At 35.8% G+C, this 21,650-nt stretch carries 21 protein-coding genes and 1 riboswitch; of the genes, 19 read left to right on the plus strand and 2 right to left on the minus strand.

Features of this window, described 5'->3' with window-relative positions:
- Positions 1–45 precede the first annotated feature (45 nt).
- From HN014_RS10280 to HN014_RS10305, 6 genes are all read left to right on the plus strand, one after another.
- Positions 46–363 carry a 2Fe-2S iron-sulfur cluster-binding protein gene (locus HN014_RS10280; protein WP_176028792.1) on the plus strand — a complete coding sequence of 106 codons (318 nt, stop codon included), beginning with the start codon at positions 46–48 and terminating at the stop codon, positions 361–363.
- A 144-nt stretch (positions 364–507) separates the two neighbouring features.
- Positions 508–612: riboswitch (SAM riboswitch) on the plus strand.
- 190 nt (positions 613–802) lie between these two features.
- Positions 803–1,792 carry a homocysteine S-methyltransferase family protein gene (locus tag HN014_RS10285; protein WP_176028793.1) on the plus strand — a complete coding sequence of 330 codons (990 nt, stop codon included), beginning with the start codon at positions 803–805 and terminating at the stop codon, positions 1,790–1,792.
- Between the two features lie 67 nt (positions 1,793–1,859).
- Complete coding sequence (gene metH, locus HN014_RS10290) at positions 1,860–4,577, plus strand: methionine synthase (RefSeq protein WP_176028794.1); 2,718 nt, start codon at positions 1,860–1,862, stop codon at positions 4,575–4,577.
- A gap of 50 nt (positions 4,578–4,627) precedes the next feature.
- Complete coding sequence (gene metF / locus HN014_RS10295; RefSeq protein WP_176028795.1) at positions 4,628–5,581, plus strand: methylenetetrahydrofolate reductase [NAD(P)H]; 954 nt, start codon at positions 4,628–4,630, stop codon at positions 5,579–5,581.
- A gap of 140 nt (positions 5,582–5,721) precedes the next feature.
- Complete coding sequence (locus HN014_RS10300) at positions 5,722–6,828, plus strand: acyloxyacyl hydrolase (protein WP_254884128.1); 1,107 nt, start codon at positions 5,722–5,724, stop codon at positions 6,826–6,828.
- 17 nt (positions 6,829–6,845) lie between these two features.
- Positions 6,846–7,592: a head GIN domain-containing protein gene (locus tag HN014_RS10305; RefSeq protein ID WP_176028796.1), complete on the plus strand. Its 747-nt coding sequence runs from the start codon at positions 6,846–6,848 to the stop codon at positions 7,590–7,592.
- 3 nt (positions 7,593–7,595) lie between these two features.
- Here the strand turns inward: HN014_RS10305 and gldA are convergent, their stop codons facing one another.
- Positions 7,596–8,492: a gliding motility-associated ABC transporter ATP-binding subunit GldA gene (gldA, locus tag HN014_RS10310; RefSeq protein WP_176028797.1), complete on the minus strand. Its 897-nt coding sequence runs from the start codon at positions 8,490–8,492 to the stop codon at positions 7,596–7,598.
- A gap of 135 nt (positions 8,493–8,627) precedes the next feature.
- Positions 8,628–9,092, minus strand: coding sequence for an Lrp/AsnC family transcriptional regulator (locus HN014_RS10315; RefSeq protein ID WP_176028798.1), 465 nt, complete (start codon positions 9,090–9,092; stop codon positions 8,628–8,630).
- A gap of 173 nt (positions 9,093–9,265) precedes the next feature.
- On the opposite strand from HN014_RS10315, the gene HN014_RS10320 reads away from it, so the two are divergent.
- From HN014_RS10320 to HN014_RS10380, 13 genes are all read left to right on the plus strand, one after another.
- Positions 9,266–10,225, plus strand: coding sequence for an NAD-dependent epimerase/dehydratase family protein (locus HN014_RS10320; RefSeq protein WP_176028799.1), 960 nt, complete (start codon positions 9,266–9,268; stop codon positions 10,223–10,225).
- 12 nt (positions 10,226–10,237) lie between these two features.
- Entirely contained in the window at positions 10,238–11,425 is a 1,188-nt protein-coding gene (gene kbl / locus HN014_RS10325; protein WP_176028800.1) for a glycine C-acetyltransferase, read from the plus strand.
- Positions 11,426–11,825: 400 nt separating this feature from the next.
- Positions 11,826–12,656 (plus strand): prephenate dehydratase, encoded by an 831-nt coding sequence (locus HN014_RS10330; protein ID WP_176028801.1) that lies wholly within the window; start codon positions 11,826–11,828, stop codon positions 12,654–12,656.
- Positions 12,656–13,813: a pyridoxal phosphate-dependent aminotransferase gene (locus HN014_RS10335; RefSeq protein ID WP_176031082.1), complete on the plus strand. Its 1,158-nt coding sequence runs from the start codon at positions 12,656–12,658 to the stop codon at positions 13,811–13,813. The genes HN014_RS10330 and HN014_RS10335 overlap by 1 nt, the downstream gene beginning before the upstream one ends.
- Positions 13,810–14,658 carry a prephenate dehydrogenase gene (locus tag HN014_RS10340; RefSeq protein ID WP_176028802.1) on the plus strand — a complete coding sequence of 283 codons (849 nt, stop codon included), beginning with the start codon at positions 13,810–13,812 and terminating at the stop codon, positions 14,656–14,658. Before HN014_RS10335 ends, HN014_RS10340 begins: the two co-directional genes overlap by 4 nt.
- 28 nt (positions 14,659–14,686) lie before the next feature.
- Complete coding sequence (locus HN014_RS10345; protein ID WP_176028803.1) at positions 14,687–15,778, plus strand: bifunctional 3-deoxy-7-phosphoheptulonate synthase/chorismate mutase type II; 1,092 nt, start codon at positions 14,687–14,689, stop codon at positions 15,776–15,778.
- A gap of 25 nt (positions 15,779–15,803) precedes the next feature.
- The gene (rsgA, locus tag HN014_RS10350; RefSeq protein WP_176028804.1) at positions 15,804–16,754 is read left to right on the plus strand and encodes a ribosome small subunit-dependent GTPase A; all 951 of its coding nucleotides are present in this window, start codon (positions 15,804–15,806) and stop codon (positions 16,752–16,754) included.
- Positions 16,755–16,778: 24 nt separating this feature from the next.
- Positions 16,779–17,231, plus strand: a complete 453-nt coding sequence (gene dtd / locus HN014_RS10355) for a D-aminoacyl-tRNA deacylase (RefSeq protein WP_176028805.1) — start codon at positions 16,779–16,781, stop codon at positions 17,229–17,231.
- A gap of 199 nt (positions 17,232–17,430) precedes the next feature.
- A complete protein-coding gene (locus HN014_RS10360) occupies positions 17,431–17,757 on the plus strand; it encodes a nucleotide pyrophosphohydrolase (RefSeq protein WP_176028806.1) in 327 nt (108 codons plus the stop codon).
- Complete coding sequence (locus tag HN014_RS10365; protein WP_176028807.1) at positions 17,757–18,011, plus strand: hypothetical protein; 255 nt, start codon at positions 17,757–17,759, stop codon at positions 18,009–18,011. The genes HN014_RS10360 and HN014_RS10365 overlap by 1 nt, the downstream gene beginning before the upstream one ends.
- Positions 18,012–18,014: 3 nt before the next feature.
- Positions 18,015–19,238 (plus strand): 3-phosphoshikimate 1-carboxyvinyltransferase, encoded by a 1,224-nt coding sequence (locus HN014_RS10370; protein ID WP_176028808.1) that lies wholly within the window; start codon positions 18,015–18,017, stop codon positions 19,236–19,238.
- A gap of 74 nt (positions 19,239–19,312) precedes the next feature.
- Positions 19,313–20,362: a tRNA preQ1(34) S-adenosylmethionine ribosyltransferase-isomerase QueA gene (gene queA, locus HN014_RS10375; protein ID WP_176028809.1), complete on the plus strand. Its 1,050-nt coding sequence runs from the start codon at positions 19,313–19,315 to the stop codon at positions 20,360–20,362.
- A 358-nt stretch (positions 20,363–20,720) separates the two neighbouring features.
- Positions 20,721–21,650 (plus strand): chalcone isomerase family protein, encoded by a 930-nt coding sequence (locus tag HN014_RS10380; RefSeq protein ID WP_176028810.1) that lies wholly within the window; start codon positions 20,721–20,723, stop codon positions 21,648–21,650.

Consider the following 21,650-nt stretch of genomic DNA (forward strand, 5'->3'; position numbering starts at 1 on the left):
AATAATAGTAAGATTACTTTGCTAAAGTAAATCTTGGGAGAAAATATGTCAGACGTAACAATAAAAATAAAAGACAGAGAAGGAGTGGTTCATGAAGTACAAGCGCCAACAGATATGGCAATGAACCTGATGGAAGTATGCAAAGCATATGAATTGCCGGTAGAAGGAACATGTGGAGGGATGGCAATGTGCGCGTCTTGTCAATGTTATGTACTGTCTGATCATGAATTGCCAGAGATGGGAGACGATGAAGATATGATGTTAGCAGAAGCATTTCATGTAGAAGATAATAGTAGATTAGGATGTCAAATACCTATTACAGAAGCCTTAGATGGTTTAGAGATAGAATTGGCACCAGAATAATATTTTTTTAGAAAAGGTCATGGTATATGCTGTGACCTTTTTCAAAAAAATAAACTTGCAAAACAAAAGGAGATGCCTTTTCTTTGCATCAGATTTTTTAATACGCACTAATTGTCGTAAAAAAATAGTTCTTACACGTATTTAATGTTATCAAGAAAGGTGGAGGGAATAGACCCTGTGAAACCTTAGCAACCCTTTATCTGGTAAAGAAGGTGCTACATTCTATTCGCGCAGCGAAATAGATAACAATTCTATAAGCAGTTGTACTGTCCTCACTAATTTTCTTGATACCTTATAAATTCACTAAAACAAATGTAATCATTGTTTTTAGTAAGAGTATTTATATTGTTTTTTATCACAGGACTCTTTTTCATTATTTAGAAAAGAGTGTGATACTAATTCGGCTTGCGTGTTATAATGCTAAAGAATACAGTTATCGATGAAAGATATACATAAGATTATAAAGGAACGCATTCTGATTTTAGATGGCGCTATGGGGACAATGTTGCAGCGCTATAAATTTACAGAAGAAGATTTTCGGGGAGAGAGATTCAAAGAGTGGCCGGTTCCTCTTCAGGGGAATAATGACTTATTGAGTATAACTCAGCCTGATGCCATTAAAGAAGTGCATAAACTGTATTTTCAGGCAGGAGCAGATATCGTAGAAACCAATACATTTTCAGGAACGACCATTGCGATGGCAGATTATGAAATGGAAGAGCTGGTATATGAGCTAAACTATGAATCGGCAAAAATAGCCAGAGAAGTAGCAGATGTGTTTACAGAAAAAGAACCGCATAAACCTAGGTTTGTAGCAGGATCGATCGGACCTACTAATAGAACAGCCAGTATGTCTCCGGATGTGAATGATCCAGGGTATAGAGCAGTAACTTTTGATGAGTTGAGAATTGCTTATAAACAACAAGTAGAAGCACTACTGGATGGAGGAGCAGATATACTGTTGGTAGAAACTATATTTGATACACTAAATGCAAAAGCGGCACTATTTGCTATAGAAGAAGTAAAAGAAGAAAGAGAGATTGAAGTGCCAATCATGATTAGTGGCACCATAACAGATGCTAGTGGACGAACCTTATCAGGGCAAACAGCAGAAGCATTTCTCATTTCTGTTTCGCATATCCCCATGTTATCAATAGGGTTTAATTGTGCATTGGGAGCTGATCAGTTAACGCCTCATTTAGAAGTACTGTCGCAAAAATCTGAATTTGCTACTTCTGCACACCCAAATGCAGGATTACCAAATGCCTTTGGAGAATATGATGAAACTCCAGAACAGATGGCAGATCAGATTAAAGAATATTTAGATAAAAACTTGATTAATATTGTAGGAGGGTGTTGTGGAACAACTCCGGAACATATTAAAGCAATAGCTGATTTAACTAAAGATTATAAACCTAGACAGTTGTAGGGGAATTGTTCTTCATGTGAGAAGAATATAAAAATAAATTATCATAGGTTGTTAATACGAAGAGATTATGACAAAAAATAAGTCAGGGCAATCCATAGAAAAAAAATATCTGAAACTATCAGGTTTAGAGCCGTTGGTTGTTACTCCTGATACTAACTTTATTAATGTAGGAGAGCGAACAAATGTAGCTGGTTCTCGAAAATTTCTTCGCCTGATTAAAGAAGAAAAATTTGATGAAGCATTAGCTATTGCCAGGCATCAGGTAGAAGGAGGGGCACAGGTTATTGATATTAATATGGATGATGGGTTGATTGACGGGAAAGAAGCAATGGTTCGATTTCTGAACCTGATAGTTTCAGAACCAGATATTGCCAGAGTACCTATTATGATTGATAGCTCCAAATGGGATATTATTGAAGCAGGGCTTCAGGTTGTACAGGGGAAATGTGTGGTTAACTCAATTAGCTTGAAAGAAGGAGAGGAAGAGTTTATAAAACACGCTAAGCTGATAAAAATGTACGGAGCAGCTGTTATTGTAATGGCGTTTGATGAAGTGGGACAGGCAGATAACTATGAACGCCGTATAGAAATATCCAAAAGATCTTATGATGTTCTGGTTGATCAGGTAGGGTTTCCGCCAGAAGATATCATTTTTGATTTGAATATCTTCCCGGTGGCAACAGGAATGGAAGAACATAGAAAAAATGCAATTGATTTTATAGAAGCAACCAGGTGGGTTAGAGAGAACCTGCCACATTGTAGTGTAAGTGGAGGAGTGAGTAATGTCTCTTTTTCATTTAGAGGGAATAATGTGGTAAGAGAGGCGATGCATTCAGTCTTTTTGTATCATGCTATTGAAGCAGGGATGAATATGGGGATTGTAAACCCCGCCATGTTAGAGGTGTATGATGATATCCCAAAAGATCTTCTGGAATATGTCGAAGATGTGATTTTGGATCGAAGAGAAGATGCTACAGAGCGATTATTGGATTTTGCAGAAACCGTTAAAGGAGTTAAGAAAGAAAAAACGGTAGATCTATCATGGAGAGAAGAGAGTTTGCAAGACCGGATAACAAGAGCATTGGTCAAAGGGATAGATGAGTATGTAGAAGAAGATGTAGAAGAAGCGAGACAAAGCTTAAGTAAACCTATCGAGGTGATAGAAGGTCCTTTGATGACAGGGATGAACGTGGTAGGAGACCTCTTTGGTTCGGGAAAAATGTTCCTGCCTCAAGTGGTTAAATCTGCTAGGGTGATGAAAAAGGCAGTAGCGTATTTATTGCCGTTTATAGAGGAAGAGAAAAAGAAAAATGCAACAGGAGATGTAGGAGGAAGTGATAGTGCCGGAAAAGTTTTGATGGCCACTGTTAAAGGAGATGTGCATGATATAGGTAAAAATATCGTCTCTGTGGTATTAGGGTGTAACAACTACGAAATAGTAGACCTAGGAGTGATGGTGCCTCCTGAAAAAATTATTCAGACAGCCATCGATGAGCAAGTGGATATTATCGGGCTAAGTGGTTTGATTACTCCTTCATTGGATGAGATGGTATATCTGGCTAAGGAAATGGAACGAAAAAACTTTAAAATCCCATTGCTGATTGGAGGAGCTACCACATCAAAGGCGCATACGGCAGTTAAGATAGATCCACAGTATAAAAATGCAGTAGTCCATGTTAATGATGCTTCTAGGGCAGTAACTGTAGTAGGAGACCTGTTGAATAAAAGGAGTAATCAGAAATATGTCGGAGATATAAAAGAGGATTATGAAAAGTTTAGAGAAGGCTTCCTAAAACGAACAAAAAGAAAAGAATACCTAAGCATTCAGGAAGCGAGAGAGAATAAATACAAAGTCGATTGGGATACCACAACGATTAAGAAACCTAATAAATTAGGAATTCATGTGATAGAGAATTTCGATATAACGACTTTGGAACCTTATATAGATTGGAGTCCTTTCTTTAGGTCATGGGACTTACATGGGAAGTATCCAAAAATACTAGAAGATAAGGTGGTTGGAGAGCAGGCAACGGTTTTGTTTAAAGACGCTCAGGAACTATTAAAAAGAGTCTTTGATGAAAAATTGCTTTCGGCAAAAGCAATTTATGGATTGTTTGAAGCAAATACCATAAATGATGATGATATTCAGGTGTATGCTGATGGAGCACCAGCTGTGATTTTTAGAACCCTGAGGCAACAATTAAAAAAATATAAAGGAAAACCAAATCTGGCATTGGCAGACTTTATAGCTCCGGCGGATAGTGAAAAGAAAGATTATATCGGTTGTTTCTGTGTATCCACAGGGTTTGGAACCCAGGAGTTAGCCACAGCTTTTGAAAAAGAGCACGACGATTATAATTCAATTATGATTAAAGCATTAGCAGACCGTCTGGCAGAAGCCTTTGCAGAATACTTACATGAGAAAGTAAGGAAAGAAGACTGGGGGTACGCTGTTGATGAACAGTTGTCTAATGATGAATTGATTAAAGAAACTTATATCGGGATTCGTCCAGCGCCCGGCTATCCTGCTTGCCCTGATCATTTAGAGAAGTTAACAATCTGGGAATTGTTGAAAGTAAAAGAAGAAATAGGAGTAGCGTTGACAGAGAGTATTGCCATGTGGCCAGCAGCATCAGTATCTGGATATTACTTTGGTAATAAAGAAGCATCTTATTTTGGATTAGGAAAGATAAGAGAAGACCAGTTAAAGGATTTTGCAGAAAGAAAAAATGTAGATATAGCATATGCTAGAAAATGGTTGAATCCAAACCTGTTAGAAGAGTAATTGACAGAAAGACCATAAGTAGCAATAACATAATTAACCAAGCAGCGAGAATGAAAGTAACAGAACATATAAAAAAAGCCAAAGGGAAAACATTGTTTTCCTTTGAGTTAATACCACCACAAAAAGGAAAAAGCATACAGGAACTATATAATAATATAGACCCGTTAATGGAGTTTAATCCACCATTTATAGATGTAACAACTTCTAGAGAGGAATTTATTTATATCGACAGGGATGGGTTGCTGGATAAGAAATTAACACGAATGAGACCGGGAACTGTAGGGATTTGCGCTTCTATAAAACATAAGTATAATGTAGATACAATACCTCATGTACTTTGCGGAGGATTTACTAAAGAAGAAACAGAGTATTTATTAGTAGATTGTCATTATCTGGGGATTGATAATGTTATGGCATTAAGAGGAGATGCTATGAAAGAAGAAAAGTACTTTGTCCCTACCAGAGGAGGGCATACATATGCAAATGAATTGGTAAAGCAAATTACCAATATGAATAAAGGAAAGTTTTTACATGAAGTTATAGAATCAGACAATAAGTCAGATTTTTGTATTGGGGTAGCTGGTTATCCCGAAAAACATATGGAAGCTCCTTCTCTCGATGCAGACTTAAGAAGATTAAAAGAAAAAGTTGATGCAGGAGCAGACTATATTGTGACTCAGATGTTTTTTGATAATAAAAGATATTTCTCTTTTGTAGAAAAAGCAAGAGAGCATGGGATTGAAGTACCGATCATACCAGGAATAAAGCCTGTGGCGGTACAGCGACATTTACAGTTACTACCTCAGGTTTTTAAACTAGATATGCCAGATGAATTAGTAAGAGCAGTAGAGGGATGTAAGACCAGAGAACAGGTGCGACAGGTGGGAGTAGAATTCGCTATTCAACAGTCTAAGGAACTATTAGATTATGGAGTACCGGTTTTACATTATTATTCTATGGGGAAATCTGATAATATTAAACAGATAGCCGAAGCGATTTTTTAAATATATGTTAGGATATTGTCCATATAGAGATAATTAGTACTTTTGACCGGATATCAAAAGAAAGAAATGTAGTCATCTTTAGGTAGATTGATTACATTTTTTGTTTGAATAAAAAGAGGTTACAAATTAAGATTTGAAATGTGAAAAAAGTTTTCTTTGGAGGATTTTTGATGTTAAGCTTTTTGTTAAAAGCTCAGGAGAGTGAAGTAACGAATGCTCGTAAGTATACAGTTGGGATTACTGCTTTTAGTGGTACCGTGTTGAAGCATAACCCTACAATATCTCACCTGATTACCGGACACCCATCGGGGATTTTATTGTCAGTTGATAGGAAAACATTTGGAGATCGGGAATGGCAACGTTTATATAACTACCCGGATTATGGTGTTTCATTTATTTACCAAAATATGGATAATACATATTTGGGAGAAAATTATGGGCTTTACGCACATTATAATTTCTATTTTCTAAAGCGAACTCTGATGTTTCGAATTGCGCAAGGGATAGCTTATACGACTAATCCTTATGATATAGATGATAATTATAGAAATATAGCATATGGATCGCATATAATGAGTTCTACATATGCATTGCTAAACTATAAAAAAGAAAATATTGTAAAAGGAGTGGGGGTTGAAGCTGGTATTGGAGTGGTGCATTACTCCAATGCTAATTTTAAAGCACCTAATACCAGTACCAATACATTCCTGTTTACTGTAGGAGTTAATTATGCCGTAGATAATGAGGAATATACATTTGTAGAAAAGGAAAATGATTTGCTAAAAGGAAAAGAACCTGTGGGAGTAGGTTTTTTCTTTAGAGGAGGAGTCAATGAAAATGATGTAGTAGGATCAGGACAATATCCGTTTTATACCATAGGAGGATTTGTTGATAAACGATTAAATAAAAAAAGTGCAATTCAATTGGGAACAGAGTTGTTTTTTTCCAAAGCATTAGAACGTTATATAGATTTTAGGGCAGTAGGAGGATTTAATAATGAAACAACAGGAGACGAAGATGCTAAAAGAGTTGGGGTTTTTGCAGGACACGAACTGCGAATTAATAGATTGTCATTGCTTACTCAATTAGGATACTATGTGTATTATCCATATGATTTTGAAGGAGAACTGTACAATAGGTTAGGACTGCAATTTTATATAACAAATAAAATAATCAGTTCTGTCACGGTACGCTCTCATGCAGCGAAGGCCGAAGCAGTAGAGTTCACGATTGGGTATCGTTTATAATTAGAGAATAAGAAGAAATGAAAAATATAAGCTGGTTGTTCGTTATAGTACTTTTTTGTGGATGTGATTCGGAAAATGCTCCGGATTGTTTTCAAAAAGGAGGAGACACCATAAGAAAAGAATTTGAGGTATCCGGGTTTTCCAGAATTTTAGTGAATCCAAATATAGAAATGATTATTAAGCAAGGAGATGAGTTTTCTGTGTATGTCGAAACAGGAGAAAACCTACTGGAAGAGGTAAGTGCAGTGGTAGAAAACGAGCGTCTTATTCTCAATAATACGAATGATTGTAATTTAGTGAGAAGTTTTAAGCAAACAACTTTTTATGTGACGGCTCCTGATATAACGGAAATACGGAGTGCAACACAATTTGATATCGCCTCAGAAGGAGTGTTGAGCTTCCCATCTTTAGGGATTCTTTCGGAAGATTTTGGAGAAGATACAGGAAGTACAAATGGAACATTTCACCTGACAATAGATAATAATAGGGTAAGTGTGGTAGGAAATAACGTGGCTTCTTTCTTCCTGGAAGGAAAAACGAAGGCTTTATCCATAAATATTGCTTCGGGAACAGGAAGGTTTGAAGGGGAACGATTCATTGCAGATGATGTATCTGTTTTTCACAGAGGAGCTAATAAAGTAATTGTTCATCCGGTGAATAGGCTGAGTGGAGAAATAAGAAGTACAGGAGATCTTATTGCTGTAAACAGACCGGATGAGGTAGCTGTAGAAGTTTTCTTTACAGGAAAACTACTCTTTCAATAGCGGTTATTCAGAAGTTAATTCCCGGAATAAGCTTTCCAGGCTTTTGTTTTGTTTTCTTAGCTGTAAAATCTTTAGCTCATTTTCGTTGGCAAAATCAAAAACCGCAGTACGCATATCAGTAGTAGTATCAAAAATTAGCTCATAAACAAGTCCATACGTATTTGTGACTGTCTTGATATTAGGAATTCTTTTTAGAAAAGCATCTTCTATTCTGTAATCAAATTCTACTTCAATAATCTGAGAAGAAGCATCTGTCAGATCTTTTAAGTAAGAGTCATTGACAATTTTCCCTTTTTTGATAATGATAACTCTGTCGCACATAGCTTCAACTTCCTGCATGATATGTGTAGAAAGCAAGATCGTTTTTGTTTGTCCGATCGCACGGATAAGTTCCCTGATTTCGACCAGCTGGTTAGGATCAAGACCTGTGGTAGGTTCATCGAGTATTAATACTTTTGGGTCGTGTAGAAGAGCTGCGGCGAGCCCGATTCTCTGTCTGTATCCTTTTGATAACTGATTGATTTTTTTATGGGCTTCAGTTGTTAAACCGGTTAGGGAAATTACTTCCTCAATTCGCGAAGAAGAAATTTGGTGTAGTTGTGCTTTGAAAAGCAGGTATTCCCTAACATACATTTCTGTATAGAGGGGGTTGTGTTCTGGGAGGTAACCGATACTTTTTTGAACCAAAAGAGCTTCGGTAACCGTGTCATGACCATTGACAATCGCTGTTCCCTCTGAAGCATTCAGATATGTAGTCAATATTTTCATCATTGTCGATTTTCCAGCTCCGTTAGGACCTAAAAAACCAACAATCTCACCTTCTTTGATAGAAAAAGAAATAGTATCTAATGCTTTTTGAGATTGGTAATGTTTGGAAATATTGGATACGGAAATAGACATGAGATAATATTTTTTTCAAAAATAGGAAAATAGATACTGAAGAAGGCTACTCTTTTTTTGAATTCAAAAGAAAGTACATTTATTTGTATCTGATTTCTTGATGTACTAACGAAAGGAATGAGGGATTATGATAGATTATCCGATAAAAAATTCAGAAGTATGTTTGATCTCTTTTAAAACAAAAGTACTGTTTAGTACACCAATGTTTTCAATCTTAGATAGTTTGTACTTGACAAAATCATGATATTCCTCAAGGCTTTTTACGTTTATTTTTAAAACAAAGTCAATCTGTCCTGCCATATGGTAACATTCCTGCACTTCTTCCAGGCTTTGAATTTGTTCTTCGAATTTTTCTATAAAAGCCTCATCGTGATATCGCATTGATACCTGACATATAGTTGTAATAGAACGATTGATAAGATCCTTGTCCAGAATGGCAACATATTTCTTAATGTACCCCTGTTTTTCCAGCCGACGGATTCTTTCATAGACAGGAGATGGAGTAATGTTGAGGATTTCTGCTATTTCTTTAGCAGTTTTTTTAGCATCTTTTTGCAAAATCCTCAAAATTGTTAGGTCGGTTTGGTCTAAATATTCCATTATGTTTAAAAAGTTACTTCAAAATTCAGTTCGAATAGCTGTAAAAAGTAAAATCAGCTGCATATGAATACAAATAAAGCGAAAATTACTTAATTTTCTTCTGTATATGATTGTAAAAGCGATGTTTGTTACTTTTGTTAGTAAATAATGCTTTTAATAATAACTTGAAATATATGCAGACCGTTGTATTAGTAATTGGAGCAAATGGACAATTAGGTTCTGTTTTGACACAGACCTTGCAAGAGAAATTTGGGAAAGAAAATGTGATCGCTTCTGATTTAAGGGAAAAAGAAGGGTATAGCGGAATTTTTGAAATAATTGATGCTACTGATAGTGAGCGAATTCAGGAAATAGTAACTCGATATAAGGTCACTCAAATATACCATCTGGCGGCTATTTTATCTGCTAAGGGAGAAGAAGTCCCTTTGAGAACTTGGGATATCAATATGAAAACACTTTTTAATGTGTTGGAAATTGCCAGAACAAATTCGATTGATCGGGTTTTTTATCCGAGTTCAATAGCTGTATTTGGGGCAAATGCAACTCCGTTGAATACGCCTAATAATGAGAATCTAAGTCCTACAACTGTATATGGTATTAGCAAGGCAGCCGGAGAGAACTGGGCGCAATACTATTTTGAGAAATACGGAGTGGATATACGCTCATTGCGTTATCCGGGGGTGATTGGATATCAGTCATTACCAGGAGGAGGAACCACTGATTATGCAGTAGATATTTATCACAAAGCTGTACAGGAACAAGAGTTCAGCTGCTTTTTGAAAGAAGACACGATGCTTCCAATGATCTTTATGGAAGATGCTATAAGGGCTACTATAGAATTGATGGAAGCCCCTAAGGAAAGTATAAAAATAAGAACATCTTATAATCTGGCTGGCGTAAGTTTTTCTCCGGATGAAATTATAGCGGAGATTCAAAAAATATATCCTAATTTTAAAGTAAAATTTGAACCTGATTTCCGCCAGGATATTGCTGCAAGTTGGCCGAGATCAATTGATGATACCGAAGCAAAAAAAGACTGGGGATGGGAACCGGAATATACACTGGAAAAAATCACTCAGATAATGATCCAAAAATTAAGAGAGCAATATAAGAACCAAACGAATCTGATCTAAATTAAAAGCATTATGTTTTCTAATATAAAAGAAAGTTTACAAAAAGAACTTGAAGAAATTAAAGCTGCCGGATTGTATAAGGCAGAAAGAATTATTACAACTCCACAGGGAGCAGCAATTGATACAGAAACCAATAAAGATGTGTTGAATTTCTGTGCAAATAACTATTTGGGATTATCTTCTCATCCCGATGTGATCGAAGCAGGAAAGGCTGCGATTGATTCACATGGATATGGGATGTCATCAGTACGTTTTATTTGCGGGACACAGGATATACACAAGGAATTAGAGAGAAAAACGGCTGATTTCCTAGGAATGGAAGACTGTATTTTATATGCTGCTGCATTTGATGCTAATGGTGGAGTCTTCGAACCGATTTTAGGAGCAGAAGATGCTATTATATCAGATGCCCTTAATCATGCTTCGATCATAGATGGTGTTCGTTTGTGCAAGGCAAAACGTTTTCGTTATACTCATAATGATATGAAGGATCTCGAAGAACAACTGAAACAAGCTTCGGGATCAAGAAGAATATTGATTGTTACAGATGGGTCCTTCTCGATGGATGGAACAATAGCACAATTAGATAAAATCTGTGATTTGGCAGATGCGTATGGAGCAATGGTGATGATAGATGAATGTCATTCTACAGGATTCTTAGGGAAAACAGGAAGAGGAACTCATGAGTATAGAGACGTGATGGGGCGTGTTGATATCATTACAGGGACATATGGAAAAGCTTTAGGAGGAGCTTCAGGAGGATTTACAGCAGCAAAAAAAGAAATCGTGGAAATGCTTCGACAGCGATCCAGACCATATTTGTTTTCTAATACAGTAGCACCTTCAATTGTAGGAGCTTCTATAAAAGTATTGGATCTGTTGACTTCTTCTACTGCATTGAGAGATAAACTGGAAGAAAACACAAAGTATTTTAGAGAAGAAATGACAAATGCAGGGTTTGATATAATACCTGGGGATCATCCTATTGTACCAATTATGTTATATGAAGCGACATTGGCGCAAGAGTTTGCAGCAAAATTGCTAGAAGAAGGAATTTATGTAATTGGTTTTTTCTACCCGGTAGTCCCTAAAGGAAAAGCCAGAATACGAGTGCAATTGTCTGCAGGACATGAGCGGGAACATCTCGAAAAAGCAGTGAAAGCATTTGTGAAAGTAGGTAAAGAATTGAAAGTGATATAAATACAAACGTTTGTTAGTGGTTGTTTTTATGTGAATACCGTAAGCAAACATCATTTTTTTTAAAAAATACCTACATAAAAATGCTATTAAGTAGAAAATTCGTGATAATTGCTGTTTTTAGTTGAAAAAAGCAAAAAGAATTTTAAAATTTAATTTTATTCTATAATTTAGCACTGTAATAATTAAGACAAGACATGATCAGTTTATTTACTTGGAGCCGATTTTACTTTTACTTCTTTTATAAAAAAAGAAGCGGGATGGCTATGTAAATAATTGAGACCAAATTTATACAGTAAAAATCCCGATGAAAATCGGGATTTTTTTTTGTAATTAATTGAAATGGTATGAATTTGATGAAAACAATGTTTTGAGAATAAGAATGCTTTAATACAATAGTAAGTTGAAACAAAAGGTAGCTATACAAGGAATAAAAGGGTCCTATCATCATGGGGTAGCACAAGCGTATTTTGGAAAAGAAGTAGATGTACTGGAGTGCATGTCTTTTCAGGAGTTAGTACATAGTGTAGAAAGTAAACAAAGTACGGATGCGGTCATGGCAATAGAGAATTCCATAGCAGGATCTATAATACCTAATTATGCGTACATAGATGAATCGGACTTACGAATCACTGGAGAATATTATCAGCCGATACATCATTGTTTAATGGCATTGGAAGGGCAGCAGGTACAGGATATAAAGGAAGTTTATTCACACCCGATGGCATTGTTACAATGCAAGGAGTTTTTCAAAACATATCCACACATAAAGTTGGTAGAAGATGTAGATACTGCAGATGTGGCTAAGAGGATTCAGGAGAATAAATGGAAAGGAATTGCAGCAGTAGCAGGAGAAACAGCAGCTGATATATACCAGTTGGATGTCCTGGCAAAAAATATTCAGACGATCAAATCAAACAGTACTCGATTTTTTATTCTCAATTCCAAAGAAAATCAGACGACAAATGAAGTGGCAGTTAACAAGGCATCTTTAAAGTTTGTAACAGATCACAAAAGAGGAAGCTTGGCAACAGTATTGAATGTGATGAGTGATTGTAATCTCAATTTGACAAAAATTCAGTCGTTACCTGTTATTGATAAACCATGGAAATATTCCTTTTTTGTAGATGTAACATTCGAAGAGTATGAAGATTTTGGGAAAGCGATTTCAATAATGAAAATAATGGCATTGGAATTAAAAATATTAGGAGAGTATAAAAATAATAAAGGATAATAATGCAAACAGCCAAACGATTAGAAACGGTAGAAGAATACTACTTTTCTACAAAGCTTAGAGAAGTGCGAGCACTGGCAGCAGCAGGTAAACCGATACTCAATATGGCTATCGGAAGTCCTGATCTGGCTCCGCCAAAAGAAGTTATAGAGTCGATACAGGAATCCCTGTATCAAGAAGGAGCACATAAGTATCAGAGTTATCAGGGCTTGCCGGAACTTCGAAAAGCAATGGCTGATTTTTATCAGAATAAGTATGCAGTCTCTTTGGATCCGAACCATGAAATTTTGCCCTTAATGGGGTCAAAAGAAGGGATTATGCATATCTCTATGGCGTACCTTAATGAAGGGGATGAGGTGTTAGTCCCTAATCCGGGATACCCTACATATACTTCTGTAACCAAATTAGTAGGAGCTAAACCTCTGTTTTATGATTTGAATGAAGCAGGGGGATGGGAGCCGGATTTGGATTTTCTGGAAAAGAAATATAACCTCTCAAAAGTAAAAATTATGTGGGTTAATTACCCTCATATGCCTACAGGGGCTGCTGGAAGTAAAGAGTTGTTTGAAAAACTGATCAGGTTTGCAAAAAAACATGCCATTCTTTTAGTAAATGACAACCCTTACAGTTTTGTGTTAAATGAATCTCCTCTAAGTATATTGTCAGTTGATGGAGCAAAAGAAGTGGCGCTCGAATTAAATTCTCTGAGTAAAACATTCAATATGGCTGGGTGGAGAATCGGTAAAGTAATGGGGGCAAAAGAAAAGATAGAAGCGATTCTAAAAGTAAAAAGTAACATGGATAGTGGAATGTTTCAGGGGATTCAGCGAGGTGCGATCACAGCGCTTCACTTGTCGGAAGAATGGTATCATTCTATGAATGCTATTTATAGCGAAAGAAGAAAATTAATTTGGTCATTGGCGTCTTCTTTAGGGTGTACCTATGATATAAATGCAACAGGGATGTTTGTATGGGCTAAATTACCAAAAGGAGTAGATGCAGTAGACTTTATAGATAGAATACTCTATGAAAACAGCATTTTTATAACCCCGGGAGATGTTTTTGGGAGTAATGGCAAAGGATATATTCGCTTTTCCTTATGCATTAATGAAGAAAGTATAAAAGAAGCGATGAAACGGTTACAGGTGGCAGTATGAAAGTATTTGTAATAGGAATAGGACTTATTGGAGGGTCCATGGCAATTGATATAAAAGCAGCTTTTAATGATGCAATAATTTATGGAGTTGATAGTAACAAAGAGCATATAGAGCAAGCACTGAATTTAGGCTTGATTGATCAGGCGGCAACGAATGTTCAGTTGAAGGAGGCAGAGGTAGTTATTCTGACAACTCCTGTTGATATAGCAGTTCGCTTATTACCCGATGTATTAGATGAAATAAACGAGGAATGTTTGGTGTTTGATGCAGGATCTACAAAGAAGAATTTATGTGAGGTAGTGGCAGAACATCCCAGAAGAAGAAACTATTTGGCTACCCATCCGATAGCAGGAACAGAATTTTCCGGACCCAAAGCAGCTATTGCAAATCTCTACCGAGGAAAAACAAATATTATTTGTGAGGTAGAAAAGACAGCATTTAAACTGCAAGAAAAAGCGATGGAGATTTTTAATAGATTGGGAATGAGAATTCGATATATGGATGCAGCTTCACATGATAAACATATTGCCTATGTTTCACACCTGTCGCATATTAGTTCGTTTATGTTGGGGAAAACAGTGATAGAAAAAGAAAAAAATGAGAGAGATATCTTTGATATGGCAGGAAGTGGGTTCGCTTCTACAGTGAGGCTGGCGAAAAGCTCTCCGGCAATGTGGACACCGATTTTCGAACAAAATAAAGACAATGTGATAGAGACATTGGAAGAATATATAGCAAATCTGGAGAAATTTAAAAAAAATATAGAAGAAGATAAGTTTCCTGAGATCTATAAAGAAATGAAAGAAACCAACCACATAAAGACAATTTTAAAAGGAATTAACTGATAAAAAATACAAATCAAAAAATTAACCTATGGAGAATAAAAAGGAATTAAGGACTTGGTTAGATGATTACAATCTGGCGCATCCATTAGTGATAGGAGGTCCTTGTAGTGCAGAGACAGAAGAACAAGTACTAAAAATAGCCCACCAGCTCAAGGATACCGATGCTACAGTGCTTAGAGCAGGAATCTGGAAGCCGAGAACACGCCCAGGAAACTTTGAAGGAGTAGGAGCGTTAGGGTTGAAATGGCTGCAAAGAGCCAAAGAAGAGACAGGGATGAAAATTGCGACAGAGGTAGCGAATCCACACCATGTAGAGCTTGCATTAAAGCACGATGTTGATGTGTTGTGGATAGGAGCCAGAAGTACAGTATCTCCCTTTATAGTACAGGATATTGCCGATGCGTGCAAAGGGATTGATAACCCTGTCTTAATAAAAAATCCGATCAATCCAGATCTGTCATTATGGTTAGGAGCTGTAGAGCGTTTTTATACAGCGGATGTCAAAAATCTGGGAGTAATACACAGAGGGTTTTCTACCTATGAAAAAACCAAATATAGAAATATCCCAGAGTGGCAGATACCGATTGATTTACAAAATAGATTTCCTGATTTGCCTCTGATTCTTGACCCGTCTCACATTGCCGGTAGAAGAGATCTGATTTTCGATCTATGCCAGACAGCATTGGACCTTAATTTTGACGGCTTGATTGTAGAGACACATTATGATCCGGATAATGCATGGAGTGATGCAAAACAACAAATAACACCAGAAACCTTAGTTCAAATTATGAAAGATCTTAGAATACGAAAAGAAGTAGGGGAGAATGAATCGTACCAGAAAGCATTAGATAAGTTGCGGGCAAAAATAGATGTGGCGGATAATCAGCTACTCGAAATTATGGCCAAACGGATGAAAATATCGGATGAAATAGGAAAGGTAAAAGCAAAACAAAATGTGGCGATCCTGCAGTCCAAAAGATGGAATGAAATACTGGGAAGAATGATTCTGGAAGGAGAAGAACATGGACTGAGTGAAGAATTCATTTTGAGAATTTATAAAGCAATTCACCAGGAGTCTATTAATCATCAGAAAAATATATCAAAAGTACAGACTGCATAAGATATAATTTGCATCTTTGTGCTCTATGACAGGTACTGTTTATAAATCTACAGGAAGTTGGTATACCGTTAAAACAGATAACGGGAAAGTGTATGAGTGTAGAATTAAAGGAAAATTTAGAATCAAAGGAATAAAAAACACGAACCCGGTTTCAGTTGGGGATCGGGTCGGGTTTTCTGTCGAAAAAAATACGGAAGAAAATAGAGGGATTATAGAAAGGATTGAGGAACGAACCAATTATATAATTCGCAAATCAGTAAACCTTTCCAAACAAACCCATATTATTGCTTCTAATATTGATACTGTTTTTTTGATTATTACATTGAATAACCCTCCAACGTTTCCTGCATTTATCGATCGCTTTTTAGTAACAGCAGAAGCATATGGAATTAAAGCAGTGCTGTTGTTTAATAAGATAGATGTCTATGACGAAGAAGAACTGTTAGAAGTAAAATACCTGGCTGCGCTTTACAGAAAAATAGGATATGAATGTATCGGCATATCTGCTAAAACAGGAAAAAACATAGCCAAAGTTAAAAACCTGATGAAGGATAAGGTTAGTGTTTTTTCAGGGCATAGTGGAGTGGGGAAATCTACATTGGTAAACGCGATAGAACCGGGACTTTCTTTAAAGACAGCAGAAATTAGTGATCAACATCAGCAGGGACAGCATACGACTACTTTTGCAGAAATGTTTGATTTGAGTTTTGGGGCTCGTATTATTGATACTCCGGGAATTAAAGGGTTTGGAGTAGTAGATATTGAAAAGGAAGAATTAGGAGATTATTTTCCTGAGTTTTTCGAACTAAAACCTATGTGTAAGTTTAATAACTGCTTGCATATTAATGAACCAAAATGTGCTGTAAAGGAGGCGTTGGAAAGAGAAGAAATTGCCTGGTCGAGATATAAGAGTTACCTTCAGATACTAGAAGGAGAAGAAGAGCATTACCGAAAAAATAATTATTCAGAAGACTAATCACCGTTTTTTTTGAGTTGAGATATGAGAGTAGTAATTCAGCGAGTAAAAAATGCCTCCGTAGAAGTTGATAAAGAACTAGTTTCGGAAATAGGGCAAGGGCTATTAATTCTTGTAGGAATAGAAGAACAAGACACAGAAGAAGATGCAGTATGGCTATCAGGAAAAATTACACGTCTTCGAGTTTTTGAGGATGATAAAGGTGTTATGAACCGAAGTGTAAAGGAAATTGATGGAGATATTATTCTGGTTAGCCAGTTTACCTTACATGCAAGTACGAAAAAAGGGAATAGACCGAGTTATATCAAAGCTGCAAGACCAGAAACTGCAATCCCGTTATATGAAAATCTACTGAAACTACTGAAATTAGATTTGGGGAAACCGGTTGGTTCAGGAGTTTTTGGGGCAGATATGAAAGTCGCTCTCGTCAACGATGGTCCGGTGACGATTACTATTGATACAAAAAACAAAGAATAATAAAATCATCAATAAATCCCCGAAATAAGATATAAACGAACTGGGTTTGTATATGTGATTGAAAGGGTTTTATAGCTTTAGGTTTATGTGTTGAGAATGCTTTCGTATTTGGATGGGGGCTATGTTGTAAGAATGAAACTTTAAGTGATTGTTTTATTGATTATACCTAGCGTGTTACAAAATTTAAAGAAAATAATATATGAATATTCAAAATGCACAAAAAGCGGTTGATGAATGGATCAAGAATCACGGCGTAAGATATTTTAATGAATTGACCAATATGGCTCAGTTGACAGAAGAGGTAGGAGAAGTTGCAAGGATTATTGCGCGACGATATGGAGAACAAAGTGAAAAAGAGAGTGATAAAAACAAAGATTTAGGAGAAGAGTTAGCTGATGTGTTGTTCGTGGTTTTGTGTTTGGCTAATCAGACAGGAATAGATCTGCAGGCTTCTTTCGATAAAAAATTAGATATAAAGACCAAGAGAGATCACGAGCGTCATCATAATAATGAGAAACTGAAATAATGTTTAAAAAAGTTGTTACTTCTAGGAAATATTGGTTGTCAGTATTGTATTTAGGGATTGCATTTATATTAGTATTTAGCCTCATAGAGCATGTGTCACAATTTAGAGGGGTTTCTTTATCAGGTTTTGTAGAAACAAAATTAGCGAATGGAAGATGGATGCGTTTTTTTCTGTCCAGAATTGTAGGAGGAGTTGCATATGGGATGATTATGTCCTATTATTTTACTGCTAGAAAAATTAAATCAAATAAATAAAAGATGGATGTAAGATTAGATTGTATATCAAATATAGAAAATAAAGAGCTGAAGATTACAGGATCCAAAAGTGAGTCAAACAGACTTTTAATCTTACAGGCATTATACCCGGAAATCACCATACGTAATTTATCGAATAGTGATGATTCAAAAGTAATGCAAAAAGCATTGCAAAGCACAGGAGAAGAAGTAGATATTCACCATGCCGGAACTGCTATGCGTTTTTTAACAGCTTATTTTGCATGTAAGGAGGGAAGAGAAGTATTGCTTACCGGAAGCAAAAGAATGAAGCAACGACCAATAAAAGTATTAGTTGAAGCGTTGCGACAATTGGGATGTGATATTGAGTACGAAGGAGAGGAAGGATACCCGCCATTACGGATAAAAGGAAGTATTCCTAATTCTAATGAAGTGTCCTTGAAAGCCGATGTAAGTAGTCAGTATATTTCTGCATTAATGCTAATAGCACCTTCCTTGCCAGAAGGGTTAAAGATATGCTTGTTAGGGAAAGTGACTTCCGTACCCTATATAAATATGACAATTAGTTTGCTTAGAGATATTGGAGTAGTAGCTTCTTTTGATGGAAATAATATTCAGATATCTCATAAAAAAGAAATAGCGCCGGTATCATTAGTTGTCGAATCGGATTGGAGTTCTGCCTCCTACTTTTATAGTATTGTAGCATTATCAGATAATCGATCAGTATCGTTAGGGAGTTATAAGGATCACAGCTATCAGGGAGATGCATCATTGGCTGAGATTTATCGGCAATTAGGAGTGGAAACAATTTTTTCTGAGCATCAGATAACCCTAAAAAAAACGGATACGCTAACGCGGGAGATTAAAGCACTTGATTTGTCCAATTCTCCAGACATAGCGCAGACAATTGCAGTTACCTGTTTTGGGTTGGGACTAGGGTGCTATTTAACGGGATTACACACCTTAAAGATAAAAGAAACAGATAGGTTGGAAGCGCTAAAGACAGAAATAGAAAAGCTGGGAGGAAAGGTAGAAGTGACAAATGATACCTTAAAATTATTTCCGACAGAAAATGTATTAGAGAATATTACGATTAATACCTATGATGATCATCGAATGGCGATGGCATTTGCTCCCTTAGCATTGAGGAAGTCGATACAGATTCACGAAGCAGAAGTAGTCTCTAAATCATATCCTGACTTTTGGTCAGATCTAAATGAATTAGGCTTTAAAGTTTCAGAGATTTAAAATATATCTGGGTAATTACTTGACAACCCCTGTTTTCAGATTGTATATTTGTCACTTCAAAAAAGTAAAAACGAATGAAGTTATCACATTTCAATTTCAATCTCCCAAAAGAGCTATTGGCTGAGTATCCGGCAGAAAACAGAGACGAGTCTCGTTTGATGGTTTTAAATAGAAAGGAGCAAAAAATAGAACATAAACAGTTTAAGGATCTTATTGATTATTTCGAGCCAAATGATGTTATGGTACTTAATAATACAAAGGTATTCCCTGCTAGATTATATGGGAACAAAGAAAAAACTGGAGCGAGAATTGAAGTGTTTCTTCTTAGAGAGTTAAACTCAGAAACTCGTTTATGGGATGTATTGGTAGATCCTGCTAGAAAAATACGAATAGGAAATAAACTGTATTTCGGGGATGATGAGAGTCTGGTAGCAGAGGTTATTGATAATACAACTTCCAGAGGACGTACATTGAGATTTTTATATGATGGTTCTTATGATGAGTTTAGGCAGAAGTTAACCGATTTAGGAGAGACACCACTTCCTAAATATATAAAAAGAGAAACAGAGCCTGAAGATGAAGAAAGATATCAGACAATTTATGCAAAAAATGAAGGAGCAGTAGCAGCACCTACTGCAGGATTGCATTTCTCTAAACACTTGATGAAACGTCTGGAGATAAAAGGAGTGGATTTTTCTGAGATAACATTACATGTAGGACTAGGAACTTTTAACCCTGTAGAGGTAGAAGATCTTTCCAAACATAAAATGGATAGTGAAGAAGCTTATATTACTGCAAAGGCAGCCGAGGTTATAAATGCAGGTATAAAGAACAAAAGAAGAATTTGTGCCGTAGGAACAACTGTGATGAGAGCTTTGGAAAGCTCAGTATCTTCTGAGAAAACATTAAATGAATTTAGAGGATGGACGAATAAGTTTATCTTTCCTCCTTATGATTTTAGTATTGCTAATAGTATGATTACTAATTTTCATACACCAAAATCAACGCTTCTAATGATGGTTTCTGCATTTGCAGGGCACGATTTGATAAAAGAAGCCTATGAAGAAGCCGTAAAAGAGAAGTATAAATTTTACTCTTATGGAGATGCAATGTTAATATTGTAATGTTTTTTTAACGAAGTATTTGCATATATAATAAAGTACCTCTAAAAATACTACAAAATTTATTTTTTTTGAGAGCTCAGTTTTACAAATGTTAAAATTGAGCTCTTTTTCGTTTTAACATCTATTTGTCTTAAAATTAAATTGTTAGGTTGTTTTTTATCTAAAAAAAAATTAATTTTGCACCTTGTTTTTGAAAAAATATACGGTTTTACCGTAAAGTTTTGTTAAAATAAAAATGTCATTTAACGATAAAAAATGAACTTTGTCGAAAAAAAAGAATTCGCAAAAATATGGGGTAATTTTTGTTGTTGAATTGTCTAGTTTCGCAAAGTTTTCGGACAGTTTAATTTAATTATATATGAAAAGAATAGGGTTTTGTTTCGTTTTATTAATTTCTGTTTTTTCATTTGCTCAGACAAGAGTAGGAGAAGTTCAATTTAATAATTCGGATGTTTTTGAAGAAGAAGAACTGATGCTTAATGGAGCAGGAGCAAAAGATAAATTATATGCGATAGGATTATATTTAAACTTCGAAGTTGATGGAGTTGATGATGGAATCTTGGTAGCTGAAAAAAATGAAAATATGGCATTGACCATAAAAGTATTATCTAGCTCATTAAACTCGGATAAACTAAAAGAAGTTTTAAGAAATGGATTAGAGAGAGCTACTGATGGGAATAGCTATCTTTTAGAAGATCAGATCAGAAAGTTTTTTACGTATATTCCCAAAGAAGTAAATAAACACGATATCCTAAAAATTACTTTCAAAAAGGATAAAGGACTTACCGTGTATCGCAATATGGAATCACTAGGGACATTAAATAACCTGGATTTCAAAAAAGCATTTTTCAAAATCTGGTTAGGAGAAAATCCTACTGATGAAGAATTAAAAGAAGACTTATTGGGGAGTTTGCAAACGAATCCTGTATTGGGAAGATGGAAAGTTTATGATAAAAGAACAGGAGTGGCTACTAGTATTGTACAAATTTACGTTATCAAAAACAGTGTTTTTGGAGTCATAGAAAGAATGCTAAGGCAATCCGAAAGAGATGCGGTATGTTATGAATGTAAAGGAGATGATAAGAATAAACAAGTCGAAGGATTGGTTGTTTTAAAAAGATTACGTCCCAAAGGAGAGAATAAATATGCAGGGGGTAAGTTTACCAATATAAAAAATGGAGAAGTGTCTGATTGTCAGATATGGGTAGATGAAGATGAAGAAGATATTCTTAATGTTCGTTATAAAGGAAGTGGTGGAACCCACAAATGGAAACGAATTAAAAAATAA

It is taken from the genome of Aquimarina sp. TRL1, assembly GCF_013365535.1.
In the GTDB taxonomy this organism is placed as follows: Bacteria; Bacteroidota; Bacteroidia; order Flavobacteriales; family Flavobacteriaceae; genus Aquimarina; species Aquimarina hainanensis.